General features: G+C 56.0%; 5 protein-coding genes. 4 read left to right on the top strand and 1 reads right to left on the bottom strand.

Annotated elements, in window-relative coordinates; genetic code table 11:
- Positions 1-16 precede the first annotated feature (16 nt).
- Complete coding sequence (locus TZ03_RS15605; RefSeq protein WP_082056637.1) at positions 17-5110, bottom strand: RHS repeat domain-containing protein; 5094 nt, start codon at positions 5108-5110, stop codon at positions 17-19.
- A gap of 290 nt (positions 5111-5400) precedes the next feature.
- Between TZ03_RS15605 and TZ03_RS15600 the strand changes: the two genes are divergently transcribed.
- The 4 genes from TZ03_RS15600 (at position 5401) to TZ03_RS15585 (ending at position 12853) form a co-directional block, all read left to right on the top strand.
- Positions 5401-7326, top strand: a complete 1926-nt coding sequence (locus TZ03_RS15600) for a hypothetical protein (RefSeq protein ID WP_152645467.1) — start codon at positions 5401-5403, stop codon at positions 7324-7326.
- A 75-nt stretch (positions 7327-7401) separates the two neighbouring features.
- Complete coding sequence (locus tag TZ03_RS15595; RefSeq protein ID WP_053388442.1) at positions 7402-8511, top strand: hypothetical protein; 1110 nt, start codon at positions 7402-7404, stop codon at positions 8509-8511.
- Positions 8508-9896, top strand: coding sequence for a hypothetical protein (locus TZ03_RS15590; protein WP_152645466.1), 1389 nt, complete (start codon positions 8508-8510; stop codon positions 9894-9896). Before TZ03_RS15595 ends, TZ03_RS15590 begins: the two co-directional genes overlap by 4 nt.
- A 2-nt stretch (positions 9897-9898) precedes the next feature.
- On the top strand, positions 9899-12853 hold the full coding sequence (locus TZ03_RS15585; protein ID WP_051098904.1) for a hypothetical protein: 2955 nt from the start codon (positions 9899-9901) through the stop codon (positions 12851-12853).
- Positions 12854-12870: the final 17 nt, after the last annotated feature.

Raw genomic sequence — 12870 nt, 5'->3', positions numbered from 1 at the left:
CGAGACATCAGACCTGTTAGCTACCGGCGGGGCCAGTGAAAAAGCGTCCGTTAGGAGCCCGATGCAACATGAAATTATCGCTATTGCCCAGTAGTGTCAGATCAATGCCGAACTTAGGGCGGTTCGGTGCACCGGTTGGCCGGCTAACGACACTCGGTTTTTCGCTGAGGAACGGTTTCATCTCCGCACCTGGCGGAGAGACTGTGGGGGGGGTAGTCGCTTGAGCAGACGTGCTTGCGACAGGGGTAGACGTCGACGCCGAGCTTGGTCCCGGAGCTGATGACGCGCCAGCGTCAGAGACCGAGCGAATAGGCGCACGAGGGCGGCGGGGCACAATTCTGCCTGAGCTCTTCTGTATGAAGGTGTAGGTTCGGTTATCAATGTGCTGGACTATCTTCCCACCCGCATTTGCCATTGCGGGTGCCGCTTGCGCGCCCTTGGCCGCCGATTTCGCCGCGCTCATCGCCCCCTTGGTAGCCGCAGCCCCGTATCCGCTCATGTACATGGCGACAACCGAGAATACAGTGAACAAGCTCTGCAGCAGGTTCGACAGTTCCGGGTTGCTGTACATGGTCGCTGTCGATGCCGCCTGCATGCCAGCGGCGGCAGCGTTGGCCGCCACGCCGATCACACCAATGACATAGCTGGTGGTTATGCCGATGCTGGCCGGTGCCGACCATGGCATTACGATCGCCGATGCAACGAAAATGGCGGCGGCAGCAGCGACGCCAAGCCAGGCATACCAAGGTACCTTGGGCTTGTCTTCTTCCTTGAAGCGCTCCAGCGGTGCCTGGCGGCCACGTGTCACCGGTTCACCGCGGTGGCCGGTCGGGTCGTGCCAGTAAACCGGGTTGCCCAGGGCGTATACGTACGGGTTGATGCCGGCCTCTTCAGGCGGTAACGAGTCCGGGCTGTGAAAGCGCATCAAGCCTGGGTTGTAGGCCCGGTAGCCACTGCCCAGCAGGTACCAGCCCAGGGCGTGCTCACGGGCCTCGCCGTTGAAGGCCAGCAGGCTACGCATTGGCTGCTCGGCGTCCTCGGGCTGTTGTTCACCATAAGGGGCGTAGTGGGCATATCGTGTGCCGTCTGCATCGTGCTCGGTGTTCACGCTGCCGGCATGGTCGGTAAGCAGCAGTGTGGCGGTCCCTGCTTGCTGCTGCGCCCGAGGTTGGCCGCCAGCATGCAGGTACTCGGTGAGCAGGCCGTCTTCCAGAATGCCGTCCAGGCTATGCGCCAGATAGCGGCGCTGCACCTTGCGTGCATCGGTGCCGGAGTAAAGCAGTTGATCATGCCCGTCATAGCCATACTGCGCGGTGACCCTGCCATTGGCATCCTGCACCTGGTGCAGGCGGCCGAGGCTGTCGTAGTAAAGCGCGTTGCCACGCTCATCGTTGAGCATGTTGCCCAGGTCGTCGTAGCTGAACGTCTGTTCTGCCGGGCAACCTTCAGGTGGCAGGGTATGCGTGACCTTTTTCAGGCGAAAACTGTCGTGCGCGAAGTATGTGAAGTCCGCATCGTCGCGGGCGCCGTCACTGAACGTTGTGCGGCAACGCTCGATGTTGTCTACAGCGTCAAACTTGAACAGTTGGGTTGTGATCTGCCGGCCGTCGTCGGTTTCGACAGGGCAATCGTATTTTGTCAGGCGACCGAGATCGTCATACTCGAACGTTTCCTCACGCAGTTTTTGCTCGCCTTGCCAAAGGGTACGCGAGTACAGCATGTCGTTGTCCAGCCACACTTGTACCCATTTGCGTGTCTGGCCGTTAACGCTCAGTGTACGGCTGGTTTCCCTGCCCAGGGTGTCGTAGTCCTGAATGCACAGGGTGACAGGTTGTTGTTCAGGGGCGGGGTTGGTCGTGTCGCGGGTTTCGGTATTCTCCAGCAAACCAGTGTCTTCGTTATAGGTTAGCGTCGACTTGAGGTTGCCCTGTATCACCGTTGTGAGCCGGCCTTGTTCATCATAATCATAAAAACAGGCCAGGCCATCGCTGTGCTTGCGCTGTGTTGGCAGGCCTTGCCAGGACTGTTGGTAAGTGACGCTGTAAGGCGTACCTTCAGTGTCGGTCAGGTGTTCCTCGCAAAGGTCGCCCTGGTCGGTGTACACATAACGGCGTTTGCCCAGCGCATTATTGGCGTGGGTGATTTCTGCGCTTTTCACGTCATAGTCGAAGTCCGCAACCTGTTGCTCCTCCTGGCGAGCAGGCGTGCTCCCGTCTTCCAAGGTTGCAACGAGTTTGCTGGGTTGTTCGGTCAGCTCAGGTTTGTACTCATAACCAATGATCCGCTTGCGCGTACCTTTGCTTGTCGTCTCCAGGCCGAAGACCGTGCGCGTATCGACCAGTTGGGTTGTACCCTGATAGAGGTATTCCTCCACCCGAGCACCTATGGTCATGCGCTCAAGGCGGCCAAGCCCATCGAACTTGCGCTGGTAGAGCACCCGTTGCGGTTTGTCGCCAGCCTCTTTCAAATGCAGTGCCGTGACCAACTCGCCCATGCTGTGTGGGGCAAAGGTGCGCAACAAGGTGGTGCCATCTGGCCGCTCATTGCTGGTCATGCGTCCCAGGGCATCGTAGGTGAACCTACTGGTGCGATTGATGACCTGGCCATTGCTTTCGGGGGCCTGGATAGTCTCTGTACTGCTCAGGCAGCGGCCTAACCCGTCATAGGTGAAGTCGGTGCGGCCAGCCTCGCGTGTAACGCGTTGCTTGCCCCCTTCAGGGGTATCCACTTCCTCCTCCAGCAAGCGGTACTCATAAACCGGTTTATTGAAGCGGTTAAACTTGCTGACGGTTTGCTGCAGTCTGTGCCCGGGCGCGTTCGGGCTCTCGATCCAGCGGCTGACCAACTGGCCACCAGGTTCCAGTGGCGACGCTTCGATACACTCCTTGATGCCATCGGGGCGCACAGTGGCACACCGTTGGCCCCACCCGTCGTAGGTGTAGCGCGACTGCAGCATAAGCACTCGCGGCTCTGGCGCATCGTCTTTGGCCGGCAAGTAGTCATAGCCGGTTTCGCTCTCCAGGCGACCGGCCGAGTCATATTTCAGCTCGGCTACCGTGCGTTTCACAACGTTTCCGGTTAATGCATCCTTGGCTACACGCTCCTCCCGGATCGGGCGGCGGCTGCCGTCGAACACGGTACGGGTGATCACCCCCTTGCTGTCGGTTACCTCTTCGCAAGAGCGTTTACGGCCGCCATCGTCGAACAGCTTGTAAGCGGTGGTACGTGTAGTGGCGAATGCCGTGTCAGGGCTGGCGATTTCTGAGGTGACGCGGCCCAGCACATCATGGTGATAGCGCGTGAATACACCATTGGCATCATGCTCCAGCACCACCTGGCCGTTATACAAGGAAAGGGTGGTGGCGCTTTTTTTCTCAAGTGTGTGAGTATGGTCAGTGAAGGTTTCGGTACTGCGGCTCCAAGTGAGCTGACCATTGTCGTCCTTGACCTTTTCGTACTTCCAGTCGCTGCTGATCGTAAAATCGTTGATTTGCTGCTCTTGTCGATCAACCCGGCCGTGCAGGAATGGGGTGTCGGTCTTATTCAAGTAATAGCGAGTTTTGCTGTTCAGTAACAGGCGCTCGGCGCCCACGCCTTCGAATGTGTCCTCCTTTTCCAATGACAGCCATTGCGGCATGTTCAGGTTGGGGTCGGCTTGTGGCAGTGGGGGCAGACTGGAATAGGTGTATTCGCTGCTTATGGTCTGGGCCAGCGGTTCGCCTGGGCTGGACGGGGCGGCTGGGTGGATGATGGCGGACTTGAGGTTGCGTTCGAAGCCTTCGGGGTCATCCGCTCCGGGGTAATAGGTACGTACCATGCGCGTGCCGTCGCTTTTAAGCTCCGTCAACAAGTTGCCATGATCGTCGTAGGTGGTGTGTGTAGACTCTTGGTCGCCCACTGTTGGGTCACCCTTCATCGCCCAGGACTTTGTCACGATGCTTGGGAGTTGAAAGTAGGCGGGCTGGTCTTTGAAGGGTATGTTTGCTTGCTCGTGATAATCTGTTGTAATGGTCTCGATACAGTCATTGTCTGTAGTAACCTGGGATTTCATCAGATGAAAGCGATTGAAGGTGCTGACCACTGTTCGGTAGCATTTTCCATCCCGATAGTGTTCAGCGGTAGAACTGTACGCAAACGTAGTGCCGGTAAATCGGTAGAGTTGATCGGTGCCGTCTTCATTGCCATAGACCAGACCGGTACCGTTGCCCAGGAAATTATTACTGGAATAGGTATATTTCGTAAGTATGTGGGTATTGCTGTCGCGTACGTCAGGTTTGACCCAGTGTTCATCGACCGAAGGCAGGTAGCGCTCGATACCTGGATATTTATGGCCCGCGGCACCTTCATGGTAACTTATCGTATCCATGCCTTTGTCAGGGTTTTCAACACTGGTCAGGAAAGGCAACTGGTCGTATAGCTTGTATTTCAGTTCCCAGTACTCATCACTTGACGTAGGCAGCGTGACTTTTCTGAGCTGGTTATCTTCCAGGTCCAGTATGTACTTGGCCGGGCTGCGCGTCGTTGGGTTGACTGTGAACTCTGTACGGATATCTGTAGGGTATTTTACTTCGAGCAGTAAACGGCCGGTGTCATCAACGATGGACTGCAGGCGTGCTGTGCTCCTGGTCGTATCGTAGCCGAGGTTGACGCCGTGGCCGGAGGCACCCATGACCCGAACGGGCACGGCGGTAACAGGGTCATTTACCTGGGGCTCAAGTATTTCGACCAAACCGCCTTTATGCGCAATGCGAATACGTTTCTTGTTGCCTTGGCTGATGTTGCTGAAACGAAAGCTGTCCAGTTTTTTTTCTTCGATAACGGGCGGGTTGCCTGGCCCGTTGTCTGCGACTTTGAAAGATTCACCGGTGTGCAATGAGAGCATGCCAGTGGTGATATTGAAGCTGCTGAGTTTCAGGCTCCAGCCCATGCCAAACCCTTTGTTATCATTGCTCATTGGGCTGAAATTCAATTCCAAGGGCAGGTCTGGTCCGCAATGGTCGTTGGCATTCAAACTCGGAAGGGCAATGGACAGGGTGTACAGGCCAGTTCGAGGGTCGACACTGCTCTGCATGAAACTTGAGAAATTGAAAGCATTCGATGTAGTTGCCATGATTCGGATTCCTGGGTGTGCGGTATGCGTTGAATGACCTGTGTTCAGCGCTGGGTCCTGTATTGGGTATTGTCAGAGGCGTGCACAAGCTCTCGCCTGTAGTCAGCAGGCATCCAAGACAAGCTATCTACCGTGAAGGCTAAGAAAAAAGCCAAACGCGCGCACCTGGCAAAACTACTAGGTGTACGCGCCTCCAGCGCCTCGGGCGGCGTGCAGACGACCTGTTATTTCTGCTAGTTGTGAGGGCGGTTGGGCTGTACTAAAACTGTCTCGGCAAGCAACGGAGCCCGGTGACAAGCACTGGAAACGCACTGTTTTTCGCTCTGTTTATTTATCTATTTGACGGCTACGCCTGGGTCTTTGTGCACCCTGCAGGCGCTCGCCAATTTTTTGGAAGTTTCGATATGAATGAGCGGCTAGCTAAAGATGAGGCTCTGGAGGCGCCGATCATTGAGGGTTTGACGGCATTCAATGAAATTAATCTGGATGAACTGGGCAGCCAGGATTTAAAGACCCTGATCCAGTATACGGGCATGGTCGCTAACGATGTGGTGAGAGTGCGCTGGCTGGGGCGCAGTCTTACGGGTGAAGCTTATGATCATACGGCAGACTATTTCATTGGCGATGAGCATGTGCGGGACGGACTCGAGGTTGAAATTGCCAATAACTCTGTTGTCGAGGCTGCTGGCGGGGAGGCATTTTATTCCTATACCCGCCTGGCGGATGGCCCTAGGCCTGCGGCCGAATCATTACGAACCTTTTGCTATATAGGCGTGCGGCCCAAGGGGCAGATTGAAAAACCGTCTGTACTCCAAGTGGTTGACTCACATGGGCTGATCATTCAGCCCAGCCAGTTGCCTAACGGTGGGATGAGTGTGATGGTGCCCCGCTATCAGGCAATGCAGACGGGTGACAAGGTTACCCTGACGGTAGAGTGTTATGAGCCGGACGGTACGCTCGACGGCACCTGGGAAAAGGTAGTGCCCGTCGAGAAAAAACACTTCGAACAAGACGCTATCAGTGATGCGGTAGCCAAAAGATACTTCGACTGGATCGATCCAGGCTATGTAATGGCCTACTACGAGATCGAGTTCGCAGGCGGTGGGCGCCTGGACTCACCGCCACAACGGCTGGAGGTCGCTTCCAGCGGCGGTTTGCCTGGCTACCTCGGCAAACCTGCCATTGATGGGTACAACGAAGGCGACACGCTGGACCCTGGCAAATTGCCCAATGGTTTGCTGGTCAAGTTGCCCCATTACCCCGGTATCGCAGAGTCCGACTACCTGACCCTTATATGGTCCATCCCCGGGGGCTTGCAATACATGCCATCGGCGCGTGTAGACCCCAGTACGCGGGCTGCGGCTTCGATCGCGTTTCAGGTCAGCCCTGAGGTCCTGGCGCTTAGTCAAGGCGCCAATGTCAGTGTTTCCTACTTTTATGGCCGCGTAGGTGAGGGGCTGCGTTCGGAAGTGCTGCAAGTCAATGTGCAAAATTCACGTACCCCGCAAGTGCCCCTGATTGAAGGCGCCACGGCGGATGGCGCAGCCGACAGCGGCAATATATTGGCTGATCAGTCCACGTCAGGTGTTTACATCAATGTGCCTGCCGGCAATGTGTTGCCGGGTGAGGAGCTCCATGTGCATTGGGCCGGCGCTGCAGCGCTTGGCGAATACGTGGCGAAAACACCGGTCTCTGAGGAAAGGCCGTTGCGCTTCTGGATTCCGCCCGAGTATGTGCCCGCCAATATGGGGCGTACCGCTATGGATGCCAGTTGGCGGTTCAATGTGTTCTACAGGTTGTCGAGGGATGAAGACAACTACATCGATTCGCTGCCTTATAAGTTACGCATCAAGCCATTGGATAACGCGACCTTGCCGACGGTTGATTTACCTGATGGGCCGGTCTACCTCAGCAGGTTGCCTGAAGCAGGTGCCAGGCTGCAAATGGGTACGTGGGTATTTATTGCGCCAGGGCAACTGCTGACGATTGTGATGGAAGGGGTAGACCCTCAGAACAACCCGGTGGAATTCATTGTCAGGAACGCAAAGCCGGTGACGGCTGCTGAGGCAGGCAGCGGTGTGAATGAAATGCTGCCTAAGTCGGAACTCCTGAAGTTGAAGATGGGCGAGCGTTTTACGTTGTATGCCCGGGTGAGTTTCAACGGCGGAGAGTTTTTTTTGAAATTCAGGTCACAGTCAGTACCGCTTAATCCGTAATTTTAATTTTTTGACTTTTTCTAGTGCTTGCAGGGCCGGTAGCGGTCGTGCAATCACGTTATTTGGAGAACACTCATGGCCAGACCAACGCTCGATCAATTTTACACCTACATGGGTAAAGCTCCTCGCACCCGCGGTTGGGGCGCTTTTTTGGTTTATGACCGCCAAAAAGCAAACCTTTTGTTGATGCAGGAACATATCCTGCGGGCGGATAATAAAGCGTGGATCGAACCGGTTTCAGATGAAAAGGAAACCGAAACCGGTAAGTATACAAAGTTGGTGAATTTTGCCTTCGGTGCGCCAGTGCTGTCATTCGAGAACTCGAACATTGGCAGCTCTATGGCCGCGTTGAGCATGCCGGTGGTGAGTGGCCTGCTGACCGAGTGGAGTCGGGAACCAGGGGCGGAGCTGGCAACGCTGGTTGGTATGTCTAAGTTGGACCCGCTTACCGCGCCGCGCGTAAAAATGAACATCAAGCTCAACGAGGGTGCAGGTGGTGTTGTTGATGAAGACGGTCGTGTGTATTTGGACCTGTCGGAAAGCGATAGTTATTACTTTGAAGTGAGTCAGTGGAAAGACCTAAATACCAAGCTGGGTGAGTTGATCGAAGCGAAGTTCAAAGCCCCTGAGCGGGGCGAGCAGGTTTGGGAGCTGAACAGGATAGCGCCTGTGGAGGGAGATTTGAAACCGACCACGTTCGGACTGCGCACGCATTCCTTGGCCAGGGCGGGTAATGCGGTAGCCAGTACCAAGCAGGCGGACTTGGAGGAGGGCGCCATTATTGTTGGGTTAGCATTCAACGGTAGTGAGGTGGGAGATTTTCCGGATGATGATAGGCTAATGCCGTATCTGTTGCCCACGCGGGAGGGAGGCGGTGACTATTCTGCAGGACTAATATTAAGCAGCGAAATGTGGGCGAAAGCTGCTTTGAAGAGTTTATTCGAAAATCTAGGTGATGCATTTTATGCACCTGCTCCAATAACTTATGAATTGGATGACTCCGGCTTTTTGGTCGTTGCTAAAGGTGGAGGGCTTCAGCTTCGAGGTCTTTATTCTGTTGTTGAAGAGTCAAATGCTTATTTTAGAGTGTATGTCTCTAATTTTAATGCCGGGGTGGTTTCATTTGCGGCTGTACATGGGGGATTGTTGGTAATTGGGAATATGAGGGTGTCGGGGGGCGGGTGAGCGTTGGTATAAACGCCGGTAACGGTTGGCAAGAAGTTTCCTTCGACCTGTTGATGAAAGCGAGTGCAAGTTTTCTCTTGTCGGCGAGCATGGACGGTAGTGTGCTGAAGCTGTCCTCTGGATCTGTATTATTGGATGTCGAGTGGTCGGTAGAGGACGGAGGAAATGAAGCAGAGCTGGATGCTGGCAAAAATGAATTTCTAAAGGACGTCGAGCGAGATATCGAAGCGATGATCCGCCGAATCACAGGGCAACTGGATGTTATTGATTACTGGCGCTTGAATGCTCTGCTCTTCCGCAACGGTCAACGTTCTATGCCTGATACTTTCGCCTGTCCCGGTGATGTCACGATGCTGGGTGAGCTAGCTCCCGCCCTCACCGCCTTCGCGATCGACCCAATTGAAAAAGTTCTTATAGCAGACGGCACACAAGCGCTCACGCTTACGCCCGCCCCCCAACCAGGGCAGGCGGTGACCTGGGAGGTAAAAGCGCTACCGGGTGACCCAGAAAACCCTGTTGGGCCTGGGCAACTGGGCGAAGTTGTCGGTGGTGTTTACAAGGCGCCCAAGGCAGACACGATAGCCGGTACGCTCCGCCAGGTCATCATTACCGCAAAGGTGGGTGACAGCAGCAGCAGCGCCCTCTTCACCATCATACCCAAGGCTGTGGCGGTAAGGCCGCTACTGCTCAATGCGCTCTATTCCACTGGCAGCGCTCCCCAGCGCTACGTGCTGGAGGGTGGCAGCGTGGGATCGGCCTTGACTTGGGACAAGGGTGCCGGTTTCAAGGGGGAACTGCGTGATCCCACAGATGCCGAGCGTACCGAGCTGAATATTCCGGATGACAAAAATGTCAAAGTGTATGTTGCACCCACTCGCAGCCCTGATTCAGGGCCGGTTTTGGGGGCGCTCATGCAGTTGGACCAGGTGCGGGTTAGCAGTGCTGGTCGTACGGAGACCATCGATATCACCGTACTCTGGAGTGCCGCTGCAGCAACTCTAAAGATTACGGCGCAAGGCACGGCACTGAAGTTGGTACTGGCTGTTCAAGGGTGGGGCGGTGATCCGGTGGATCTGCCTCCTGACCAGACAAAATGGTTCGTGGCCAAGGGCAAAGGCAACCTCAATGAAACCACGGGCACCTACCAGCCAGGGGATGCCGAAGATGATTACGTGATCATTGCCGGTGTCGACACTGCAACAGGCTCGTGGAAATACGCGGTTGTGCCCATGCCATACACTGCCGAAGATGCGTTAGCCTTCGAAGAGGTGAGCAAAGCGTTGCAGCCTGTTCAGATAGAGAAGGTTGAGTATACCGCCGAGCAAATCAAGGCGATGGAAGAGGTGAAAAAAGCCTTCAGCGGCCTGAATCCGGTGGAGGGTTGATCATGTCCAATTCCAAGGAAGCACTCCTCGAGGAGTTGTCAAAAGGTGACAGCATGCGTGGTAGCGGTGCGGTGCTGGCACTGGGCCGTGATGCTGTCAACGAGGCTTTGCAGATCAACTTTGTCGAACAGTTCGACCAGCGCGGTGGTCTGCTCGCCATCGAGGGTGAGTATTTTATCGACCCAGCCGCCAGGAACGAAAAAGTGGCTTTCGAGCGACTTACCCTGGGCCCGCCTCAGTTATCTTTCAAAGGCTCTTCGGGCAGATCGGGGCAGGTCAGGGTCAGCATGGAACTGCTCACCGGGCAGTGCGTGTCCTCCACGGTCCTGTCAGGCAACGTCGAGCAGCTCAGAAGAAGCCATGTGCTGGAGATGGGCCTGAGTCATCGCTTCGAAGTCTATGGTCGGTTGAAAGTGCAGCCGCACGCATACCTTGATAAGTACCACGTCGTGCTAGACCTTACCGAAGCCAGTGAGCCCAGTTGCACGCTGGGTGGCAACAGCACTGCTGCCGTGAGGATGGGGGAGTTCATACTCGAACGACTCAAGTACGAGTGGGTGATGAGCAGCCCCTTGTCGGTGCTGGAGTTCGATATCTTTGGCAATAACGCCTTGGCTACCCAGTACATCCAAGTGGTGGCCCAGCGAGCGCCTGCCGGAGCCGGCGGCGGTACGTCGCCGGAAGATGATGGGGCGCTCATCGTGCTTATGCAGTTGGTCGCTGGCCGGGATGTTGGCCAGCCAGGCGCCCCCTTCCCCTACCTGCTACCGCGCAAGAGCAGCAATGATAACTATGCCAGCGCATTGCTGATCAGCCGAGAGCGTGCGCCGATTGCCAAAGATCGCCCAAGTGTCGCGCTGGAACAACTGGTGCTACCTGATGCCTATCAGGTCGTGCTCGAGAAGCAGGAACATAACCCGCATGACATGATCGTTTTCGGCCATGTCAGTGCTTCTGCCGCCTCCCGTCAGCCGCAACCGCAGTTGAGCAAAGTGGCAGCCGACAAGAGCGCCAGGTTCACGGTCGCGAATCAGTCGGTAACTGCGTGGACTGCACGCGATGTGAACAACCCGCGTGACTCTGGCGAGATTGCTGCAGGCACTTACGCCGCCCCTGGCGTGAAAACGTTCCCGCTTCGTCAGCGCCTGGTTAACGTCAAGGCACATTTTGCAAATGCCCAGGAAGGGGCGAGCAAGTCGGCATTGCTGGTCGCTTCCGGTGAAGACCTGGTGATTTCACCGCGGGTGGTGGTGTGGGGCAAAGGCGATGGGCCCGTCCGGCTGACCGCATCGCAAGGTGGGCGGCTGGAGTGGGAGCTTGAGGACGAAACGTTCGGCAGCATTGTGCGAGACCCTGCGGGTGACCAAGAAACACCCCACGCCCTTTTTACCCCGAATGAGCCCTCTAACAATCCGCCCATTCGCCTGCAGCGAATCAAGGTCACCAACTGGGAGGGGGGCAGTGGCCACGCGACGGTGATCATTCTGTCAATGCGCGCGCCTTTGCAGCTCCAACCGTTCCATGTGTCGAACATGCCTGCTTCTGGCTCCCAGCAATTTACCCTGACCGAAGTACTCGGTGGGCAGGCAGCGGATGTGACATGGGGTGATCGCCCTGCGGTGCAAAGCACCCTGTGGGAGCTGTACGGAGAAGGCGAAGTGGTAGAGGGGAAATACACTGCGCCCGCGTCGAGCACCGGCCAGGTCAGTGTGCTGGCCGGTGTGTACGGTGGCCAAGCGGGCATTGCAGTGATTGAACACAATGATAATGCCAGCCCGCAGAGTGCCCCGGGTTCTCAGCGCTGGATGGCCCTTAATCAGTTCAAGCTTATTCTTAACGACACATCGCGAAAGAAGGTGTGGGCGAACGGCAGGCAGCAGGTGGGTATCGATATTCATATTGAAACCAATCCTTTCAAGGACGAGGATGGCAACGATATCTATGACCCCGTGAGCGATGCGGAGCTCGCGACCTTGCAACTGACCCATCGGGATGGCACGCCGATCGAGTGGTTGCCAGCTGACACCGAAGCAATCAGGCCTGGCGGGGCGAAATGGGCCGCTAGTAAGTTTCGCAACCGCTTCGACTATCTGCCTGCTGACGGATCGTTGTCGGCGCAAGAGGTGCAAGAGGCGCAAGACGCGCGGGCTAGAAAAGACCAGTCGAAGGCGGTGGGCGTGAAGGGCAAGGAAGAGGCCCTGCGCATAGTAACGGTCTACCTTCAAACCACTGAAACCGAAGTACGCTGGATTCGAGCCAAGTTTCAAAGTTATCGCAATACCTGGCACGACTCTTACGTACAACATTCCGGTAGCGATGGTGAGGTAGAACTGGGTGGGCTGCCACCCAAAAAACTGGATATCGCTGACCTGGAGCCTTTCACGGGACGTCGCGTCGCTAAAAAAGGTGGGTTTGACGTGGTGGATAGTGGCAACAACATTGTCGATGGCCACAATTACTGGCACTACACCACGCACTATTGGACATTGCGCGCCAGGGGGCAGCGTCGCTTTGTCGATGTACGTTTCGATCATGTTTCAGTCTTGAAGTATGAAAGCGAGTTGCTCGACGAAACGTTCAGCAGCCATGTTGGCGTCGCCTACGTGCCGCGCGAGTTACCGGGGCGGACTGCGGCACGACGCATTGAGTATCAGGCCGAAATGGAACTGTTGGCCTTGCAGCAAGCGGGTACCCCGTTGAATCGGGACTTTGCAGCGGGTGAAGTCTTTACCGCAGGCACTTTGCTCGTGGCCCTCGAACGCGTCCCGGACATGAAGTTCTGGTTCGACCAGCAGGGTACTAAATGGCGTGAGCAACTGAGCCAGCCATTGAAGTTTACCTTGATTGATAACTACGGCACGGAAGGTGCGCTGTATATCAACTGGGGGCGCCAAATGGACGATGGTTCGATCAACCCGATTGATACCCGAAACTTCCTGCACTGGAAGTTTCAATAAGGGCCGCTGCCCATTTG

Origin of the sequence: Pseudomonas sp. 10-1B (genome assembly GCF_000935045.1) — a bacterium.
Classification (GTDB): domain Bacteria; phylum Pseudomonadota; class Gammaproteobacteria; order Pseudomonadales; family Pseudomonadaceae; genus Aquipseudomonas.
This window is presented reverse-complemented; position numbering and strand designations above follow the sequence as displayed.

Bases quoted from the DNA above. Each gene is read 5' to 3' on its own strand.
- TZ03_RS15585 (WP_051098904.1), top strand. From the start codon at position 9,899: ATGTCCAATTCCAAGGAAGCACTCCTCGAGGAGTTGTCAAAAGGTGAC.
- TZ03_RS15605 (WP_082056637.1), bottom strand. From the start codon at position 5,110: ATGGCAACTACATCGAATGCTTTCAATTTCTCAAGTTTCATGCAGAGC.
- TZ03_RS15595 (WP_053388442.1), top strand. From the start codon at position 7,402: ATGGCCAGACCAACGCTCGATCAATTTTACACCTACATGGGTAAAGCT.